Source organism: Methylobacillus gramineus (genome assembly GCF_020532675.1).
In the GTDB taxonomy this organism is placed as follows: domain Bacteria; phylum Pseudomonadota; class Gammaproteobacteria; order Burkholderiales; family Methylophilaceae; genus Methylobacillus; species Methylobacillus gramineus.
In genome coordinates this window covers 70,835-91,456 of record NZ_JAJAVE010000001.1, presented here as the reverse complement: position 1 = coordinate 91,456, position 20,622 = coordinate 70,835, and the positions used below count along the sequence as shown (strand labels likewise).

Annotated in this window: 20 protein-coding genes; all 20 read right to left on the bottom strand. The window is 50.7% G+C overall.

What is annotated here, in order from left to right:
• Positions 1-14 precede the first annotated feature (14 nt).
• Positions 15-1,034: an AAA family ATPase gene (locus tag LG201_RS00415; protein WP_226770216.1), complete on the bottom strand. Its 1,020-nt coding sequence runs from the start codon at positions 1,032-1,034 to the stop codon at positions 15-17.
• Positions 1,035-1,156: 122 nt separating this feature from the next.
• Complete coding sequence (locus tag LG201_RS00410) at positions 1,157-1,432, bottom strand: methanol dehydrogenase [cytochrome c] subunit (protein WP_226757189.1); 276 nt, start codon at positions 1,430-1,432, stop codon at positions 1,157-1,159.
• A 99-nt stretch (positions 1,433-1,531) separates the two neighbouring features.
• Positions 1,532-2,026 carry a cytochrome c(L), periplasmic gene (gene moxG / locus LG201_RS00405; protein WP_226770215.1) on the bottom strand — a complete coding sequence of 165 codons (495 nt, stop codon included), beginning with the start codon at positions 2,024-2,026 and terminating at the stop codon, positions 1,532-1,534.
• Positions 2,027-2,051: 25 nt separating this feature from the next.
• Positions 2,052-2,894, bottom strand: a complete 843-nt coding sequence (gene moxJ, locus LG201_RS00400) for a methanol oxidation system protein MoxJ (protein ID WP_226770214.1) — start codon at positions 2,892-2,894, stop codon at positions 2,052-2,054.
• Positions 2,895-2,978: 84 nt separating this feature from the next.
• Complete coding sequence (locus LG201_RS00395; RefSeq protein ID WP_226770213.1) at positions 2,979-4,778, bottom strand: methanol/ethanol family PQQ-dependent dehydrogenase; 1,800 nt, start codon at positions 4,776-4,778, stop codon at positions 2,979-2,981.
• Between the two features lie 366 nt (positions 4,779-5,144).
• Entirely contained in the window at positions 5,145-5,969 is an 825-nt protein-coding gene (locus LG201_RS00390; RefSeq protein WP_226770212.1) for an NAD-dependent epimerase/dehydratase family protein, read from the bottom strand.
• On the bottom strand, positions 5,966-6,562 hold the full coding sequence (locus LG201_RS00385; RefSeq protein WP_226770211.1) for an NUDIX domain-containing protein: 597 nt from the start codon (positions 6,560-6,562) through the stop codon (positions 5,966-5,968). Before LG201_RS00385 ends, LG201_RS00390 begins: the two co-directional genes overlap by 4 nt.
• Positions 6,563-6,564: 2 nt before the next feature.
• Complete coding sequence (locus LG201_RS00380; RefSeq protein ID WP_226770210.1) at positions 6,565-6,852, bottom strand: DUF2818 family protein; 288 nt, start codon at positions 6,850-6,852, stop codon at positions 6,565-6,567.
• 4 nt (positions 6,853-6,856) lie between these two features.
• Positions 6,857-8,305 (bottom strand): NADH-quinone oxidoreductase subunit NuoN, encoded by a 1,449-nt coding sequence (gene nuoN, locus LG201_RS00375; protein WP_226770209.1) that lies wholly within the window; start codon positions 8,303-8,305, stop codon positions 6,857-6,859.
• Positions 8,306-8,324: 19 nt separating this feature from the next.
• Positions 8,325-9,812 (bottom strand): NADH-quinone oxidoreductase subunit M, encoded by a 1,488-nt coding sequence (locus LG201_RS00370; RefSeq protein ID WP_226770208.1) that lies wholly within the window; start codon positions 9,810-9,812, stop codon positions 8,325-8,327.
• A 6-nt stretch (positions 9,813-9,818) separates the two neighbouring features.
• Complete coding sequence (nuoL, locus tag LG201_RS00365) at positions 9,819-11,885, bottom strand: NADH-quinone oxidoreductase subunit L (RefSeq protein ID WP_226770207.1); 2,067 nt, start codon at positions 11,883-11,885, stop codon at positions 9,819-9,821.
• Between the two features lie 54 nt (positions 11,886-11,939).
• A complete protein-coding gene (gene nuoK / locus LG201_RS00360; protein WP_226770206.1) occupies positions 11,940-12,248 on the bottom strand; it encodes an NADH-quinone oxidoreductase subunit NuoK in 309 nt (102 codons plus the stop codon).
• Entirely contained in the window at positions 12,245-12,889 is a 645-nt protein-coding gene (locus LG201_RS00355) for an NADH-quinone oxidoreductase subunit J (protein ID WP_226770205.1), read from the bottom strand. Before LG201_RS00355 ends, nuoK begins: the two co-directional genes overlap by 4 nt.
• Before the next feature lie 114 nt (positions 12,890-13,003).
• A complete protein-coding gene (nuoI, locus tag LG201_RS00350; RefSeq protein WP_226770204.1) occupies positions 13,004-13,495 on the bottom strand; it encodes an NADH-quinone oxidoreductase subunit NuoI in 492 nt (163 codons plus the stop codon).
• A 68-nt stretch (positions 13,496-13,563) separates the two neighbouring features.
• Positions 13,564-14,583, bottom strand: coding sequence for an NADH-quinone oxidoreductase subunit NuoH (gene nuoH / locus LG201_RS00345; protein WP_226770203.1), 1,020 nt, complete (start codon positions 14,581-14,583; stop codon positions 13,564-13,566).
• Positions 14,580-17,003, bottom strand: coding sequence for an NADH-quinone oxidoreductase subunit NuoG (gene nuoG, locus LG201_RS00340; protein WP_226770202.1), 2,424 nt, complete (start codon positions 17,001-17,003; stop codon positions 14,580-14,582). Before nuoG ends, nuoH begins: the two co-directional genes overlap by 4 nt.
• A complete protein-coding gene (gene nuoF / locus LG201_RS00335; RefSeq protein WP_226770201.1) occupies positions 16,996-18,306 on the bottom strand; it encodes an NADH-quinone oxidoreductase subunit NuoF in 1,311 nt (436 codons plus the stop codon). Before nuoF ends, nuoG begins: the two co-directional genes overlap by 8 nt.
• A complete protein-coding gene (gene nuoE, locus LG201_RS00330) occupies positions 18,303-18,782 on the bottom strand; it encodes an NADH-quinone oxidoreductase subunit NuoE (RefSeq protein ID WP_226770200.1) in 480 nt (159 codons plus the stop codon). Before nuoE ends, nuoF begins: the two co-directional genes overlap by 4 nt.
• Positions 18,779-20,032 carry an NADH-quinone oxidoreductase subunit D gene (locus LG201_RS00325; protein WP_226770199.1) on the bottom strand — a complete coding sequence of 418 codons (1,254 nt, stop codon included), beginning with the start codon at positions 20,030-20,032 and terminating at the stop codon, positions 18,779-18,781. The genes nuoE and LG201_RS00325 overlap by 4 nt, the downstream gene beginning before the upstream one ends.
• Positions 20,025-20,618, bottom strand: coding sequence for an NADH-quinone oxidoreductase subunit C (locus LG201_RS00320; RefSeq protein WP_226770198.1), 594 nt, complete (start codon positions 20,616-20,618; stop codon positions 20,025-20,027). The genes LG201_RS00325 and LG201_RS00320 overlap by 8 nt, the downstream gene beginning before the upstream one ends.
• Between the last annotated feature and the right edge of the window lie 4 nt (positions 20,619-20,622).

Genomic DNA, 20,622 nt, shown 5'->3' with positions numbered 1-20,622 from the left:
GCCTGCCAGACCGTTTAAGGTGCAGGAGTCTTGTTCAAGACGCTCTCAAGTAACGCCGGTGCAATTTGGTCTCGGCGCAACTCATAAGCAGGGGTAAAGAATACGCGATGTCCAACGGTGTCCTGGAATACGGCCCGAATATCATCCGGTGTCAGATAATCCCTGCCTTCCAGCCAGGCTCGAGTGCGCGCTGCGCGCATCAACATAGCCATCCCGCGTGGACTGGCACCACCAGCCACCAAGCGGCTGACATCCACATCCTCAATCTCGACACCAGCTTCCACCGGATTACGCAAGGCGCGCCAGAGATTCACTGCATAATCCTGAAGCGCCAACTCAGCGCGTACAGTTTCCTGAATCACCTCAGACACAGCATTCAATTGATCATAAGGAACCAAGCCTTGCTCAAGCGTATTAATCAATGCATCCGCATCATGAAAGCGTGTACTGAACATCAGATCACGCTGCAATTCTTTGTCATCAGGTGCAAACACGGAAATTTCCATAAAGAACCGGTCACGTGCGGCAGCAGGTAATTCAAACGTTTCTTCGCGCTCAAGACGATTACGGTCAGCAAACACAGTCAAGTGTGGAAAGGAGTAATCGCGGTTAAATGCATTCACACTGCGCTCAGCCATCAGGCGTAAAAGCAAGGAGTGAGCTTGAGGGCGGGCACGGTTAATTTCGTTGAAAAAGAATACGGCCAGATTTTCTTCATGTCGCAGCAAAGGCCCTGGTGCTACCGCAGGCTGGCCATTTTGGTCAATATATGCGTGGTAGAGGAAATCACCAGGCATCAGATCAATTGCCCCCTCAATCCGCTGGTAAGACCCGCCCAGCAACCTTGAGGCTGCTTTTAAGAGTGTAGTCTTACCAACACCGACGTCTCCTTCCAGCAATACATGTCCACGAGAAAAAATCGCAATGGTCAGTGCCCTGACTTGTTTTTCCAGGCCCAGCACCACTTTATTGGTGGCCTGTTCAAAACCAAGAGCTCGTTCCCGCCACTCATTCAGATTAATGTGTTCTTGCATGATGTCGTATGTCCTGCTGACTGAAGATTTATTTGAATTACACTTGAGGAAATATGATTTAAATAAACCACAGTAAAAAAGCTGATGCCCGTAAGAGCATCAGCTTTTTCCATGAAGCAAACTTACTTCACATCAAACTTGAATGTGCCAGTTGCTTTTGCATTAGCGATACGCTTAGCGTTACGCTCATCAATTGCCTTGATAGCAGCTTCTTGCTTGCTCAGTTCAGCAGCATCATGCTTAGGATCGTACTTGGAACCAGCAATCTTTTCTGGATAGCCAGGTTTAGCTTGCCAGCAGTTACCAGCTTCTTTACAGGTTTGGCCGTCATATGAAAAAGCCAATCCAGAGGCAACCATCGCACCTACGGTTGCTACTAATGTCAAAACGCGTTTCATTGATATCTCCTTGTGTTATGGTTGCTGGTGGTACTACTTAATCCGCCGGGTGCCACCAGTCAGCATCCCGGCAGAATTCCTGAGCACGGCTAAATTTGCTTAACCATTGCGACGTTCAGATGTTTCTACAGCTTTCTTCGCTTTTTCTGGATCATTCTGCAAAGCTCTCACCCAACTCATAACATGCAGAATTTCATCAGCTTCAAGCAAACCTTGTTGCGGCCCCATCATGCCGGCTGCGCCGCCGTAAATAGTTTCAAACAGGCCTTTGTCTTCAAGATTACTTGGATAAGTCCAGTAATCATCACTCAATGCAGGGCCTAACTTACCTTCAGCCAAGTGACCATGACAACCCGAACATGCGGTTGAAAAAATCACATAACCTTTATTGACATCTTCCTGCTTCCCGTTGTACGGATTCACGCCGGTGTTCTTGAATTCCTTGAACGCTGGAGTTTCTTTCTCACCAGTGAGATCCAATGGCTCACCAGAAAGAGTTCCTCTAAAATCAAGATCAGCCTGGGCTGGCATCAGAGCAAAGCCTGAAGCAAGAAAAACACTCAAACCACTTACTACTGCTAATTTTTTAAACATTTACTACCCCGGAGTTACAAAAAAACTAGATTGGCAAGAGAGGAATACTTTCTTTCTCAAGAATCGCATTAATCTCTTTTTGATTCGATGCAATCGCCTTGTCCAGCTCCTCTTTTAGAGCTTCATCACCAAGACGTACACCCATCACTACTTCATACTGCATTGGTATCTTGCCGCCATTGGCGCGTGTCGCATTATCCTCAATCAACACCATTTTCAGAGGCGTCTTGGAATCATGCACATAACGCGACACTGATGGCGCCCATAAAGCAGCAGCATGCAAATGCATACTCACAACATCATCCACCAGCTTGCGCTCATCAATCTTGACGTAACGATTGCGTGTGGATTTAAAATCGGTCAACTCGACTTGATAGTCGAACATGTCATCAAAGCGGTTAAGTTCCAGCAGCATGTTTTTGCCAGGACTATCAGGCAAAACTCCTATGCGGAAAGTACGCTCTTTAAGGTAGGGATGATCCCATGAGGCAATATCAATTTCTCGGTCTTGGCGTGTCACAAACACATAGCCAGACTTGTAATAAGACTTGGTATTAAGAACGCGAGGATCGCCCTTATCCAAACCCAGCAATACATCACATCGTTTTTTGTCAAGAAAATCCCTGACGGCATAACGTGCATCGGACCAGTATGTAAAACTCACCTTGCGATTCAGCGCCTTGCCCAGCACCTTTGCGATGTCGTTTTCAAACCCCTCCTGCTTGTCGTTTGAGTAAGGCATCTCATCCTTACCCGCACAAACTTTCAGCTCATCTGCGGCATTTGCCTGGAAAGCCATCATTCCAGCAACACCAAGCAAAACAGCTTTAAGACCAGTAATACAGGATTTCTTATTAACAATATGCATGTGTGCTTAATTCCAAAAAAACCGTTCAACTTAAATACCGGGGCAGCCAAGCCGCCCCGGAACATGACATCAGCTATAAATCAATTACAGGCTGAATACCATCAGGCCGCCGCCCATTTGAGTGTGGTTCTGCAGTTCCTTGAAGGCACCTACAGCACCCAGACCAGCACTTGGGTCAGTCAAGTCAAATACCAGACCAACACCAGGCCAACCGCCTACACCGTACATAGAACCGATGTATTGCTTACCCTTGAACTGATAAGTCATTGGAGCACCGATACCACCAGAAGGCATCTTGAACTTCCAGAGTTCCTTACCATTGTCTTTATCAAGAGTCTTGATATAGCCATCAAGCGTGTTGTAAGCAACGAGGCCGCCCTTGGTAGCTAAAGTACCGCCCCAAACAGCAAACTTCTCCCACTTAGTCCACTTGTACTTACCAGTCACGATGTCCATGGCACGTACTTGACCCATTTCCTTCTTGGTTGGGCCGCTAGGTCCAGGGTACATAGCCAGAGTTGCGCCAACGAAGAACTGACCTGCACGGTATGGCAGCATGAACGGCTCCCAATCCATACAAATGTGGTTCAGACCAGCGTAAACAATTGGTTCATCCAGATCCAAAGCATCTAGACCTTGGTTATGGAAGCCCATCGCAGAAGGACAAACATTGGTGCTCTTGTGGTCCATACGTGTACTGAACTCTGGATCACGAACTGGAGTACCAGTCTTCAGATCCACCTTCTTGAACACGTTCACTGCTGGATCAACCTTAGCAGCCTGGATCAAGTTACCGTTGTCACGGTTAAGGGTGTACATGATGCCGTTACGGTCAATGTGAGTCAGCAAAGGAGTAACCTTGCCGTCAACTTTGTGATCGGAAAGGATCATTTGGTTCACACCAGCAAAGTCCCACTCATCGTGAGGAGTCTTTTGGTAGCCCCATTTAGCTTCACCTGTATCCAGATCACGTGCCCAGATGGTCATGGTCCACTTGTTGTCACCAGGACGCATAGTTTCATTCCATGGCGCTGGGTTACCAGAACCGTAGTAGAACAGGTTCAGCTTAGGATCGTAAGCATACCAACCCCAGTTAGTACCACCACCGATTTTCCATGCATCACCTTCCCAAGTCTTCAGACCCAGGCCAAATTGACCATAGTGTGGATTGTCGCTATTGAAGTTCTTAGCCAGCTTAACTTCTTCATCAGGACCAGTTGCAAAAGCACGCCATTGCAGTTCACCAGTTTTCAGATTGAAGGCATTAACCGCACCACGAACACCCAGCTCAGCACCGGAACAGCCAATCAGAACAGTGTTCTTGATGACGAATGGAGCTTGAGTCAGTGTAGAGCCAACCTTAGGATCACAAACTTCGATTTCCCAGACGATCTTGCCGCTCTTAGCATCCAGAGCAAGCAATTTACCATCCAGTTGCTTCTTGATAATTTTGCCATCGCCGTATGCCAAACCACGGTCAACGATATCGCAACAAGCAACAGCTTTAACTGATGCAATTTGCTTAGGCTTGTGTTGCCAAGCAATAACACCTGGATCATTCAAGTTAACAGCGTATGTGTTGTTAGGGAAGGCACTATGAATGTACATCATGTCGCCAATCACCAATGGCGCACCTTCGTGACCATTCAACACACCGGTTGAGAATGACCATGCTGCCTTCAGATTCTTAACATTGCCTCTGTTGATTTGATTCAACGTACTATTGTGCTGTCCGGTATAATTACCAGTTTGCAAGGCCCAGTTATCTGCATTCTTGGTCAATTCCTGCACGCCTGAATTTGCCTGAGCACCTTGCATCGTCGCAAGTACTAGCAAACTGCCGACAGCAGCGCCGATACCGACGTTGGTTACTCTGCCTTTCATATACTTCTCCTCATTCTGGTTTGATTACAAACTCCCTGCCGATCGGTTGTTACTCGGCGGAAACAATTTTTAACAATTTGTAACAAATGCAACAGATGAAAGATTCCCTATTAGAAAGGAAAGTATTCACATACCGTACATGCCTTATTCACATTCAGAGGCAGATATCACGGCTATCTTGGTAGAATCAGATTGAGAGAAGATGGCTAAGCTGCTGTTTAGGCAATGCGATAGGCCGCATACAACTCGGGAATAACACCCGACACGACTAAGGAATTCACGTAAGAGCGACGCGCAATAAAAAACGCCATGAAGTGTTAGTTCATGGCGTTAGTCTGAAAATCAGGTAAATTGGCTTGAAACAATTTAGCGTAATAAAGCGCTATATCCTGCCCGATAATCGGGGTAAATAAACCGATATCCACTCGCCAACATGCGTTGGTTATCGAGGCGTTTATTACCCGCCACCGCCGGAATTTCCAGCGAAGGAATGTCAACTTGCTGCTGTTTTGCCAACCAAGTGAGCAACTCATAGAGGGGAAGCGGTTCTTTATCTGTGACTAGATACATTCGCTCCACTGTTTGCTGACTCTGTAATTTCTCGATCAAAAATAGAATAAATGCTGCGCCATCGTCTCTATGGATGCGATTGGTCCAGCCGTTTCTCGCAGGCCAGCGCTTGGGATCCTGTGCAAGCTCTATCATGCGACGCCGCCCTGGGCCATAAATACCGGAGAAACGCAATATGGTGGAAGGATAATCCTGGAGTAAGGCCTCCGCTTCCAGCATACGCTTGCCACTAAACTCCGAGGCAAGGGTGGGTGAATTCTCGTCAAGCAGCTGATCCGTCTCCTGACCATAAACGCTGGTACTAGACACAAAGAACACATGCTTGAGTGTGACGGGATCCAGCGCTTGCAAGACATTTCTGAGTCCATCAACGTAGCTTGCGCGATAACCCTCGTCAGAATGCTCAGTGGCAGCTACACAGTAGACCAGGATGTCGACTTTTAGCGCAGCAAGGGCTGAGAGCCCTTCAGGCTCTGTGACATCAGCCTGAAGCAATTGCGCGCCCTCGGGCAAGGACTGCAAAGAGCGACGCAAGCCAGTGACTTCAAATGCGTTCGCACGTAACCTGCGCAACAGATCCAGCCCTAGGTCTCCGCAACCTGCAATCAATACGTGACTCATGGCACCGACGCTTCAACTGTCTCTGCAGGCCAGCTACCCTGCAGGAATTTCTCGGCACGAAATAGCGCCACGATGGTTTTGCCATCGGTCAACTCCCCCCTACGCACCATGTCCAGACATTCTTCAAGGCTCGCTTCAAACAGCTGCAATGCCTCGTCTTCATCCCGATTGTGCTCCCCGGCCTGAAGGTCACGGGCAAGATAGATATGAATAACTTCATCGGAATAACCAATACAAGGATGCTGCAAACCGAGATATATCCACTCTCTGGCGCTGTATCCCGTCTCTTCCAGCAACTCGCGCTGACCAGTGCGCAAGTGCGGCTCACCTGCATCTATCTTGCCTGCAGGGAGTTCGATGAAGACTTGATGCAAGGGATAGCGAAACTGCCGTTCAAGCAACAGATTGCCATTTTCCAGTAAAGGGATCACCACCACAGCACCTGGATGTATAACGTATTCACGCTGACTGATAGCCCCTGAAGGAATGCGTACCTGGTCACGTTTCACCAGCAGCATACCGCCCTGTGCGATCGTTTCAGATGAGATAGTGGTTTCGGTCAGATCGTGCGGATCAGGGTGATGACTTGTCATATTCAGTGTTTGCGCCAGAAATAACGATAAACGAACCCAGGAAACGCAAATACCACAAACAGGCTGAAGGTAATCGCATAAAACTCCCAGTGTCGCTCGGCGACCTGACCTACGCTAGAGCGCTCGACGGCAATCGCAATCGCCCCTACCACAAAATACAAAATAACCAGTTCCAAAAGACACCAGCCCACTGACTTGTGCTTGAGTGGAATCAGGTATAACAGGCGCCCGGAAAACCATGGCAGGTTTGCCGCCAGCAAGGCCAGCAGCAGAAGTATGGTGATTGTCATCTATCTATTGAATGCTATGAATAATGGCATAAGCGCAAACATCCATAAGACGTTGCGGCAACATGCCAAGAATGAGTAAACCGATAGCATTAATACTCAAGACCAGCTTCATGTCAACTGGCGCAACAATCGGGCTATGATCCTCAGGCTCGTCAAAGTACATATATTTGACCACACGCAGATAGTAAAACGCCCCGATCAATGCCATCAGAACAGCAAATATCACCAGGGTAACAAAGCCTGCCTGCAAGGCAGACTGTAGCACGGTGAACTTGGCATAGAACCCCAGCGTGGGCGGGATACCTGCCATGGAGAACATGATGATGAGCATCAGGAAAGCATACCAGGGGCTACGCTGATTCAGCCCCTTGAGGTCCTCGAGTCGATCCGCCTCAAAGCCCTTGCGGCTCAACAGCAAAATCATGCCAAAGCCAGCCAGTGTCATGAGCACATACGACAGGATATAGAAGGTCGCGGAAGCATAACCATTCAAGCTGGCACTGAGGAAACCCAGCAACAGAAAACCAACATGCGAGATGGTGGAATAAGCCAGCATACGCTTGATATTGGTCTGGGCAATCGCGGCAATATTGCCGATGATCATCGACATTACCGCCATAATCACCAACATACCTTGCCAATCCACCGCCAGCACAAACAGGGCCTGTACCAGCAAGCGTATCACCATGGCAAAGGCAGCAATCTTGGTGGCAGAGCCGATGAACAACGTAATGGCAGTAGGCGCGCCGTGATAGACGTCAGGCACCCACATCTGGAAAGGAGCGGCGCCCAGCTTGAAGGCCAAGCCAGCCACAATAAAGACCAGGCCAAGCACCAGTACCCCATGATCCGGTGCACCGCTCAGCAGTGCATCTGCAACCCCGGAAATATTGAGGCTACCGGTGACCCCATACAACATGGACATACCGTAAAGCAGCATACCGGATGCCAAAGCACCAAGCACAAAGTATTTCATGGCCGCTTCTGTTGAATTGGGGTTGTCTCGATCCAGTGCCACAAGGGCATAGAGACAGAGAGAAAGCAGCTCAAGACCCATGTAAAGCGTGAGGAAATGCTGGCCCGATACCATGATCATCATGCCCAGCGTGGAAAACAGTATCAGCGCATAGAACTCGCCACGGAACATGCCGCGTAGCGCCACGTACTGGCGCGTGTAAATCAGTGTGATTGATGTGCTGAGATAAACCCCCAGCTTCAACACATCAGCCAATGGATCATCCACGAACAAGCCGTTAAATGCATAGCCGACCGCGGGCACATGGGTCGCAAGCGTGAGCACGGCAGCACCAAGCAAGGTCAATTGCGCAAACACATAGATCAGGAAGCGGTTGGACGGTTTTAAAAACAGGTCCAACAGTAGGATGAACATGGCCATGCAGAGTACCAATATCTCAGGCAGCGCTGTCATCAGGTCATATTGAATGGCATTCATGATTGTTTTCTCGTCACAATTACAGGGTCGGCAGCTTGCTTGACGCCATATGCTCAAGCAACTGGCTGACGGTGGCATGCGTCATTTCAGTAATGGGCTGTGGATAGATACCAAAACCAAGCACCAGAATTGCCAGCAGGCCAAGGATCAGAAACTCGCGGCGGTTGATGTCTGTCAGCGCGGCCACATGCGTATTGGTCACTTCGCCATAGTAGACCCGCTTGATCATCCACAAGGTATAAGCCGCGCCAAAAATCAAGGTAGTAGAGGCCAGGAAGGCATACCAGAAATTGACCTGCACGGCGCCAAGGATGACCAGGAACTCACCGACAAACCCGGAAGTCCCTGGCAAGCCGGCATTGGCCATGGCAAACAGTACGGCAAACGCTGTAAAAGTGGGCATAGTGTTCACCACGCCACCATAGTCAGCAATCTGGCGCGAATGCATGCGGTCATACAAGACACCGACCGACAGGAACATGGCTGAAGAGATAAAGCCATGCGAAATCATTTGCACGATAGCCCCTTCCAATCCAAGAGGATTGAACAGGAAGAATCCCAGGGTGACAAACCCCATGTGCGAGATTGAGGAATAAGCGATCAGCTTTTTCATGTCCTGCTGCACCAGCGCCACCAAGGCGATATAGACCACCGCAATCAAGGACAGCGTGATCATGACACCAGACAGGTAATGCGAAGCATCGGGCGCTATCGGCATGGCAAAACGCAGGAAGCTATAGCCACCAAGTTTGAGGGCAATCGCCGCCAACACTACCGAGCCACCGGTAGGCGCTTCAACGTGAGCGTCGGGCAGCCATGTATGTACTGGCCACATCGGGATTTTCACGGCAAACGCCATGAAGAAAGCGATAAATATCAGCACTTGGACATGCAGATCCAGCGGCATGCGGTAGTACTCAGTAATATCGAAACTATTGCTCTGGTGATAGAGGTAGATAAATGCAACCAGCATCAACAGCGAACCCAGCAAGGTATAAAGGAAGAACTTGATGGTCGCGTAAACACGATTAGGTCCACCCCAGATACCAATCACCAGGAACATGGGAATCAGCATGGCTTCCCAGAAAATATAATAAAGAATGGCATCCAGTGCCGAAAATACCCCGATCATGATCCCCGACATGATAAGGAATGAAGCCATGTATTGTGCCACCCGCTTCTGGATCACCTCCCAGCCTGCCAACACTACAATAAACGTGGTGAAACTGGTGAGCAAGATCAGTGGAACGGCAATGCCATCTACCCCAAGGTGGTAATAAATATTAAAGGCCGGTACCCATTGCAGGCGCTCCTGGAACTGGAATCCGCCATTGGCAAAATCAAAATCCAGGTACAAAGGCAAAGTCACGGCAAAGCCGGCAATACTGCCAGCAAGGGCAAGCCAGCGTGCCAATGATGCATTTTTGTCGCTACCGGTACAAAGCACCAGCAAGCCTGCCACGATAGGCACCCAGATAGACAGGCTGAGTATTGGTAGATCGGTCATAGCGTTTTATATCTTCATGAAGAAGGTGAGCAGGAGAAACACGCCTATGATCATGGCAAAGGCATAGTGATAAATCAGGCCAGTCTGCAGGCGACGCACCACCCCGGCAAGACGTATCACCAAGTTAGCTGTGCCGTTGACCAACAGGCCATCAATCAGTTTGACATCACCGTAGTGCCAGAGCTTGCCACCGAGAAAGCGCGAGCCTGCCGCAAAGAACTTCTCGTTGAAACTGTCAAAGCCATACTTGTTATCAAGAATGTAAACAATCAGCGAACATCTGGCCCGGATAGCGGCTGGAATATCCGGATGCTTCATGTAGAAAAACCAGGCCAGTGCCACACCTGAAGCCGCCAGGATGAACGGTAATGAAGTCAGTCCATGCAAGGCCATGGCACCTGCACCATGAAAATGATGAGCCAATATGTGCATCACACCGTGGGCTTCATGATCGACATAAATGACGTCATGGAAATAGCTGCCAAACAGCATGGGCTCGATGGCGAAATAGCCGATGAAGACCGATGGGATCGCCAGCAGAATGAGAGGCAAGGTCACGACCCATGGAGACTCATGTGGTGTGTCGTTAGGCCCCAAGCCGTGATGCTCTTCATGCGCGTCATTGGCATGGCTGTCATCATGATCGGTATGGGTGTGCTCATCTACATGTGCATGATGCTGCTCATGCTCGTGATGCGTTGCCTGCATCCACTTTTCCTTGCCGTGGAATACGAGGAAATACATGCGGAATGAATAAAACGCTGTGACAAACACACCTGCCAGTACTGCAAAATAGGCAAATCCACTACCCGGAATCTGTGAAAACTTTGCCGCCTCTATGATGGAATCCTTGGAATAGAAACCAGAGAATAAAGGCGTGCCAATCAAGGCAAGTGATCCAATCAATGAGGTAATCCAGGTGATAGGCATATATTTACGCAGAGCACCCATGTTGCGCATATCCTGCTCGTGATGCATGCCCATGATCACCGAGCCTGCACCAAGGAAAAGCAAGGCCTTGAAGAAGGCATGCGTCATCAAATGGAAGACCGCCACCGAATACGCCGATACGCCCAGTGCCACTGTCATATATCCCAATTGGGAAAGGGTTGAGTAGGCTACGACTCGCTTGATATCGTTCTGGATGATACCGAGAAAGCCCATAAACAAGGCGGTAATGGCGCCAATCACCAACACAAAGGAAAGTGCAGTGGTGGAAAGCTCATACAGCGGCGACATACGCGCCACCATAAAGATGCCTGCTGTCACCATGGTGGCGGCATGAATCAGCGCGGAAATAGGCGTTGGACCTTCCATGGAATCAGGCAGCCAAACATGCAAAGGCACCTGGGCAGACTTACCCATGGCGCCAATAAACAACAGGATGCAAATGACCGTCATCAGCGACCACTCAGTGCCTGGAATCAACTCGACTTTGGCATCGGCAAATTGTGGCGCAATCGAAAACACTGCGGCGTAATCCAGGCTACCCAGGTAATACAAGACCATGCCAATACCAAGCAGGAAGCCAAAGTCACCCACCCGGTTGACCAAGAAGGCCTTGAGGTTGGCATAGATTGCAGTAGGCCGCTTGACCCAGAAACCGATCAACAGGTAGGACACCAAGCCCACCGCTTCCCAGCCGAAGAAAAGCTGCATGAAGTTATTACTCATCACCAGCATCAGCATGGAAAATGTAAACAGCGAGATATAGCTGAAGAAGCGGCTATAGCCAGGGTCTTCCTGCATATAGCCTATGGTGTAGATATGCACCATGAGCGAGACAAAAGTCACCACGACCATCATGGTGGCGGTCAGGCGGTCAACCAGGAAGCCCACCTCAAACTGGCTGCCGCCGCTCGTTAGCCAGGTATAGACTGCGCCATTGAATACATGCCCATCCAGCGCATTCATGAATACGCATACCGACAGCGAAAATGCGGCAGCGACCCCAGCAATCGTAATCCAGTGCGCGGAGGCTCGTGGCAGTTTGCGACCAAACAGGCCAACAATCGCTGCCGCGAATAATGGCAACAAAGGAATCCAGATATAAAGGCTTTGAACGTTACTCATGGGTACACGCACTCATACAAATGCTTGGAAATACAGGCTGAATATCCATGCTTGTTAACCTTTCAGTCTGTCCAGATCATCAACATTGATGGTTTTCAGGTTACGGAATACCAAGACCAGAATGGCCAGGCCGATCGCCGACTCTGCCGCGGCCACGGTCAGGATAAAGAACACGAATACCTGGCCAGCCATATCGTTGAGGTAATGGGAGAAGGCAATAAAGTTCATGTTGACGGCCAGCAGCATCAGCTCAATCGCCATCAACAACACGATCACATTCTTGCGATTGAGGAAGATGCCAATAATGCTGATGGCGAATAGCAATGAGCCAAGAATCAGGTAATGGGAAAGTCCGACACTCATCTTTTTTTCTCCGCTGCAGGCTCAGGTGTTTCGGGAGTGATTTCTTTTTCTGAGGGCATGCTGACAATGCGAATGCGGTCGGCACGCTTGACCCTCACCTGCGCAGCAGGATCGATGAACTTGGAATCCTTGCGCTCACGCAATGTCAGTGCAATCGCCGCCACAATCGCCACCAGCAACACAACTGAAGCCAATTCAAACGGCAACAGATAGTCTGTATAAAGCTGGCGACCCAGCTCAGCGGTATTGCTATAGCCGGCGGGACGGGGAGTTGGAGCACTCATCATATCCGGGCTGAAATGCTTGCTGCTTAATATCATGATCATTTCCGCCGCCATCAGCAGCCCGATGGGCAAGGCGATAGGCAAGGCGTTCCAGAAGCCTTCGCGTAATTTGTCGAGGTTGATATCCAGCATCATGACCACAAACAGGAACAGCACCATGACGGCCCCGACGTAGACCAAGACTAAGGCAATGGCGAGAAACTCAGCTTCCAGCAAGAGCCAGATGCCTGCCGCGGTAAAAAAGGCCAGCACCAAGAATAGCGCGGCATGTACCGGGTTACGGGCAGTAATGACGCGCAAGCCTGCAAACAGCAGAATGGTGGCCAAGGCATAAAAAACGTAATCCTGGAATATCATGTTTAACCTCTGTAACGGAGTAGCAATGAAAATAAGCGGCCAAAAGCAGTGGCTCACATTTCATCTTCACCTCATCACATTCCTCCTCCTGTAGTGTTTCTTTAGCTGCGGTTTTTACCTGTACTTGGCGTCAGCAGCGCGGTCAGCCGCAATCTGCGTTTCATATTGGTCACCCACAGCCAGCAACATGGGCTTGGTGTATAACAGGTCGCCACGCTTCTCACCGTGGTAATCAAAAATCCGCGTTTCGACAATCGAGTCAACAGGACAAGACTCTTCGCAAAATCCGCAAAAAATGCATTTGGTCAGATCAATGTCATAGCGCGTGGTACGGCGTGTGTTGTCTTCACGCTGTTCAGACTCGATGGTGATGGCCATCGCAGGACACACCGCCTCGCACAGCTTGCAGGCAATGCAGCGCTCCTCGCCATTGGGATAACGGCGCAAGGCATGTAGGCCACGGAAACGCGGACTTATCGGTGTACGTTCTTCGGGGAACTGCACGGTGATCTTGCGCGCAAAGAAGTAGCGCCCGGTCAGCGCCATGCCCTTGAGCAGCTCCAACAGCATAAAGCTGGCAAACAGTTCTCTGATCTTGTTTATCATGTTTAACTCTTAATTGAGACCTTCAACACAGGTAAACGCTAGATTCCGTGTGATGTCCTGCATATCCTTTAATGAAACAAATAAGCCCAGCGTGTCTGCATCATGCCGCCGACAAACAGAATCCACACCAGCGTCACAGGGATAAAGACTTTCCAGCCCAGACGCATGATCTGGTCATAGCGATAGCGTGGGAAAGTCGCACGGAACCAGAGGAAGAAAAACAACAAGGCGGCCACCTTGAACAGCAGCCACAATATGCTGTCAGGCAGGAAAGGCACAGGAGACAGCCATCCCCCAAGGAACATCAACGCTGCCAGCATCGCCACCAGGATCATATTGGCGTATTCGGCCAGGAAGAACACGGCGAAGGCCATGCCCGAGTATTCCACGTGAAAACCGGCAACGATCTCAGACTCGCCTTCTGCCACGTCAAACGGCGCTCGATTGGTTTCGGCCACGGCACTGATGAAATAGACAATAAACAAGGGAAACAAGGGCAACCAGTACCATTGCCAGAAGCCTCCAGACTGGGCGAGTACGATCTTGCCAAGATTGAGACTGTTGGCGGACATCAAGACTCCCACCAGGGCAAAACCCATGGCAATCTCGTATGACACAATCTGTGCTGCTGAACGTAGCGCCCCAAGAAACGCATACTTGGAGTTGGAGGCCCAACCAGCGATGATGACGCCGTATACCGCGACTGAGGTCATGGCGAGGATATAGAGCAAACCCGCATCAATATCTGCCAGCACCAGCGTCATATCAAATGGCACCACTGCCCACGCGGCAAATGCAGGTGCAATCGCCAGCACCGGTCCCAGCAGGAACAAGGTACGGTTGGCAGCAGTAGGGATGATGATTTCTTTCATCAATAACTTGAGGCCATCTGCCACCGGCTGCAACAAGCCGCCATAGCCAACGCGATTGGGGCCAAGACGAACCTGCATGAAACCAATGACTTTACGTTCTGCCAGTGTCAGGTAAGCCACCGCCCCCATCAAGGGCACCACGATGGCCACGATCTTGATCATGGTCCAGACCACGGGCCACAATGGCCCCAGCAGGTTTTGCACTGCATCCATCATGCGCTCACCCCTTCTTGAGGTGCAGCCACAGGAATACGCTCTATATAAATCTCACCCAGTAGATCACCCAGGCTGGCTGTCGCCGCAGTCGCCCCTGGAATCCGCACACAACCATGCGGCACACGGCTATCGGCCCTGGCTTCAAGTATCGCAGTGCCCTCACCCTGTTTGACCAGGATTTTTTCACCTTCATTAATTCCCAGCTTGGCCAGTTGTTCAGGATGCAATCCTGCCAATACCGCCTTGATCACTTGCCTGGTTTTTTGCAGGGGTGGAGAACGCCGTACTATCGCATCAGACTGGAATTGAGGGATCTCGCCCACACGTTGCAGATCGCTATCCAGCTTGACCTTGATTTCTACGTCTATCAGCTCGCGCAGATTATTGTTGAGCGTACGCCAGACTACGGTAGAGGGTTTCTCTCCACCAAATATCTCGTTCTTTACTTCCTCGCTGCTATCAAACTCAAAACCATGCAGACCTGCAACATTACCGAGCACACGCAGCACTTTCCAACCTGGGCGCGCCTCCCCCAGTGGCTTGGTCACAGCGGTAAAACTCTGCACCCTACCCTCCATACTCATGAAGGTACCGGAAGTCTCGGTGAACGGCGTAATGGGAAGTAATACTGTGGCGTCTTCCAGTGCTTCTGACTTATAGGCAGTGAGGGCAACCACGCATTCAGCCTGTTTGATCGCCGCTTTCGCCAGTGCAGCGTTATGACAATCCAGCTCAGGCTCTACATTCACCAGCACATAGGCTTTCCTGGGCGACTCCAGCATGGTCCTGGCATTCAGCCCACCCGCCTTGGGCATGGCACCGACAAGATTGGCGCCCACGCTATTGGCGCCAGCACTGAGCACACCAAAAGTAGCGCCGCAGAGTGAGGAAATCGCTTCAGCCAGGCTGAATATCTCGGTATAGCGTGGATGATGCTGGGAAATGTTGCCAAGAAACACGGCGGAACGAGGGCTGATCAAATCCATGGTTTCCCCATGACCCGTCAGGCTTAAGGCAATGGCCTGGCTGTTATCCCACACGCGGACACCTTCGAGCAGATCACTCAATGACTTGGGCAGGCAAAGGGAAAGTCGCTCCATCCCAGAAACTGCCTTGAGGATTTGCGACAGCACGTTCACCATATCATTGGGTGAGCAGATGGCCTTGTGCTTAATTGGGATGAGCGGATCATCATCCAGCGGATTCACCACGGACAACTCCGCACCATTGGCAACCGCACGACGTATGCGCTGTGCCAGCAGCGGATGTTCATTGCGCAGATTACTGCCTATCACCAGGATACGGTCCATTTCCTGCACATCAGGAATGTTGCATCCCATCCAGATCACACCCAGCCGCTTGCCGTCATGGCGAAAATCCGTATGACGCAAACGATAGTCAACGTTGTCCGAACCCAGTTCATGCGCCAGCTTGGTGGCCAAATGTGCTTCTTCCATGGTGCTGTTAGGTGAAACCAGTACACCCAGCTCATCGCTGCCATGCGTGCTTACTATTTCCTTGAGATGGCCAGCAGCAAACTCCAGCGCAGTTTTCCAATCAGTCTCGTGCCACTCGCCATGATGCTTGATCATGGGGACCTTGAGGCGGTCTGGGCTGTTCAAGCCTTCGTATGAGAATCGATCACGGTCAGAAAGCCAGCACTCATTGATGGTTTCCTTCTCACGCGGCAATACGCGTAAAACCTTGCCATCCTTGATATGGACTTCGATTTGCGAGCCCAAACCGTCATGCGGAGCGATCGACGGCCTGCGCACCAGCTCCCAGCTGCGTGCGGTGTAGCGGAACGGCTTACTGGTGAGCGCACCTACCGGACATAAATCGATAATATTACCGGATAGCTCGGAATCCACACTTTTGTCTACATAAGCCGTAATCTCGGCATGCTCGCCACGGTTGATCAGGCCCAGCTCCATCATGCCGCCCACTTCCTTGAGGAAGCGTACACAGCGTGTGCATTGGATGCAGCGTGTCATATCCGTGGACACCAGCGGGCCTATATTCTTGTTCAGGACAACGCGCTTTTCCTCGGTATAGCGCGAGGCTGGAGCGCCATAAGCCATGGCGATATCCTGCAGGTCACACTCGCCACCCTGGTCGCAAATGGGGCAATCCAGTGGGTGGTTGATCAGGAGGAACTCCATCACGCTTTGCTGTGCTTCAACAGCAGCCTTGGAACGCGTGAATATCTTCATGCCATCGGCCACCGGCGTAGCGCAGGCGGGCAAGGGTTTATTGAATTTTTCTACCTGCACCAAACACATGCGGCAGTTGGCGGCCACAGATAATTTCTTGTGATAGCAAAAACGCGGAATGGCAATTCCCAGTTGGTCAGCAGCATCAATAATGGTAGAGCCGTGCTCTACCTCGACCACTTTGCCATCTATCTCGACATTAAGCATACGCTACCTCTTGCACGACCACGCCATCCTCTACCATGCTTCTGCCGTGTTGAATGTAATACTCGAACTCTGGACGGAACTGCTTGATGAAACTCAACACGGGAGTGGCTGCGGCATCTCCCAACGCGCAGATGGTACGGCCGGAGATATTGCTGCTGACATCGGTCAACAAGTCCAGATCTTCCAGCTTGCCCTGGCCATCGACAATGCGCTTGATCACGCGGTAAATCCAGCCCGTACCCTCACGGCATGGTGTACATTGACCGCAAGATTCCTCAAAGAAAAAGTAGGACAGGCGCTTGAGCGTCTTGACCATACAAGTAGTTTCATCCATCACGATCATGGAGCCGGCGCCCAGGCTTGAACCCGCTTTGGAAAGACCATCATAATCCATGGTCGCCCCAATAATGGCTGAAGCTGGTAAAACGGCAGTTGACGGCCCTCCGGGGATGACGGCTTTCAACTGGCGCCCCTTCCATACACCTCCAGCCAGCGTAAGCAATTCTACAAATGAGATCCCCATATTCACCTCATAATTCCCGGGTTTTTCTACGTGCCCTGAGATCGAGAAAATCTTGGTTCCCCCTGAATTGGCTACGCCAAGCTCCTGAAATGCCTGGCCTCCGTGCTCCATGATCCATGGAATCGACGTGTAAGACTCCGTATTATTAACGTTAGTCGGCTTGCCAAACACGCCGTAGCTGGCAGGAAAAGGTGGCTTGAACCGCGGCTGCCCTTTCTTGCCCTCTATCGACTCGATCAATGCTGTTTCTTCGCCACAAATATAGGCGCCGTAACCATGCACAGCATAAAGATCGAAATTGAAACTGGTGCCAAACAGGTTTTCACCGAGATATCCCGCCTGCCGCGCTTCATCCAGCGCCGCCTCGAAAATCTCGTAATCCTGCCAGATTTCACCATGTATATAGTTGTAACCCACGCGCGCACCCAGGGTGTAGGCAGCTATCGCCATCCCCTCTATCAACTGGTGCGGGTTGTAGCGAATGATATCCCTGTCCTTGAAAGTCCCAGGCTCACCTTCATCGGTATTGCATACCAAGTACTTGGTACCATCAAAGTAGCGTGGCATGAAACTCCACTTAAGCCCGGTGGGGAATCCGGCACCGCCACGGCCGCGCAAACCTGACAGCTTGACCTGGCTGATAATCTCCGTGGCCTTGACCTGCTCGGTCACCAGCCGCCTGAGCTGAGCATAACCGCCCAGCTTGACATAGGTAGCCAATGAAGCGGGATCTTCCTGACCAACCGTACGCAAGCAAACCAAGGTTTGTGTGCCCGTCATTTGTCCAACCCTTCCAGAATCTTGTCCACTTTGTCCGGTGTCAGATACTCATGCATATCCGTATTGTTGATGTGAAACAGGGGCGCACCTCCGCAACAACCCATGCATTCCCCTTCTTTCAGGGTAAAACGTCCATCTGCAGTAGTTTCGTTGAACCCGATGCCCAGTTTCTTTTCCAGGTGATTAACAATCTCTTCCGAATCTCTCAGCATGCAGGAAATATTGGTACACACCGTGATCTTGTATTTACCTACTGGCTCCAGCTCGTACATATTGTAGAAAGTCGCCACTTCCAATGCGGCGATTGCCGGGATCCTCAGATAATCCGCCACTTCAGTGATGCTGTCCTTGGACAACCAGCCTTGCTCTGCCTGCACAATGCGCAAGGCAGACATCACCGCAGCCTGACGATGTTCAGGGGGGTATTTGGTCAATTCACGATCAATTTTTGCCAGAGACTCAGCAGACAAGCTCATCTATCAATCTCTCCGAATACAATATCCTGTGTGCCTATGATCGCCACCAGATCGGCAATCATATGACCACGTGTCATTTCATCAAGGGCTGCGAGATGGGGAAATCCTGGAGCCCGTATCTTGAGCCGGTAAGGCTTATTGGCGCCATCCGATATCAGGTAAATGCCAAACTCACCCTTGGGATGCTCTACCGCGGCATAAGCTTCGCCGGCAGGAATATGGAAGCCTTCGGTAAACAGCTTGAAATGGTGAATCAGCGCTTCCATGTCGTGCTTCATGCCCTCACGCTGGGGAGGAGCTACCTTGGTGTTGTCTGTGATTACCGGACCAGGATTTTTACGCAACCAGTCTATACATTGCTTGATGATGCGGTTGGATTGCCTGAACTCCTCTATACGTACCAGATAGCGGTCATAGCAATCGCCATTCACGCCAACCGGGATATCGAAATCCAGCTTGTCGTATACCTCGTAAGGTTGCTTCTTGCGCAAATCCCAGGCAAAACCGGAACCACGCAGCATAGGCCCGGTCATTCCGAGCGAGAGTGCTCGCTCTGGCGACACCACCCCAATACCGACGGTACGCTGTTTCCATATCCGGTTATCAGTCAGCAGGGTTTCATATTCATCGACATATACAGGGAAACGATTGGCAAAATCTTCAATAAAATCCAGCACTGAACCCTGACGATTTTCATTGAGGCGCTTGACGTCCTCCTTACTGCGTACAGTGGATTCCTCATATTGAGGCATACGGTCAGGCAAATCGCGGTAAACACCACCGGGGCGATAATAGGCAGCGTGCATACGAGCACCTGATACGGCCTCATAGCAATCAAACAAATCTTCACGCTCACGGAAGGCGTAAAGGAAAACGGTCATGGCACCCACATCCAGCGCATGCGCACCCAGCCACAACAGGTGATTGAGAATGCGGGTAATCTCGTCAAACATCACACGGATATATTGCGCCCGTAATGGCACTTCCAGACCAAGCATCTTTTCAATCGCCATCACATAGGCATGCTCGTTGGCCATCATGGACACATAGTCCAGTCTATCCATATAGGGAACGGATTGCAGGTATGTGCGGTTTTCCGCCAGCTTTTCAGTGCCACGGTGCAGCAGGCCGATATGCGGGTCAGCGCGTTGAATCACTTCCCCGTCCAACTCCAGCACCAGGCGTAATACCCCATGGGCTGCCGGGTGCTGCGGGCCGAAGTTCATGGTGTAATTTCTGATTTCAGCCATGATGGAATCCCTCTTGACGTATCACGCGCGGCACATTGTTACGCGGATCTATCGTCACCGGCTGGTAGATGACACGCTGCTGCTCGGGGTCGTAGCGCATTTCCACATTGCCTATCATCGGGAAGTCCTTGCGGAAGGGATGACCGATAAAACCATAGTCAGTCAGGAGACGACGCAGATCAGGATGCCCTTCATACATGATGCCGTAGAGATCAAACGATTCGCGCTCAAACCAGTTGGCGACTGACCAGAGATCAACCAGCGTTGGCAATACAGGAAAATCATCTTCTGAAGCAAACACTCTCAATCGCACACGGTGATTCAGGCTGATGGAGAGAAAATGATAGACGGTGGCGAAGCGCAAGCCGGACCATGTGCCTTCGCCATAATCCGCATAATCAACCCCACAAAGATCGATTAATTGTTCAAACTTTAACTGCGAATGGTCACGCAGCACGCTACAGACTTCCAGCAGGTTGCCGGGTTTGCACTCTATAGTGAGCTCATCAACATGTTCGACCAGTGTTGAAAGCTTGTCTCCCAACACTTGCTGCAAATTCTCTTTTAACTGTGACAAACGTGTCATATGT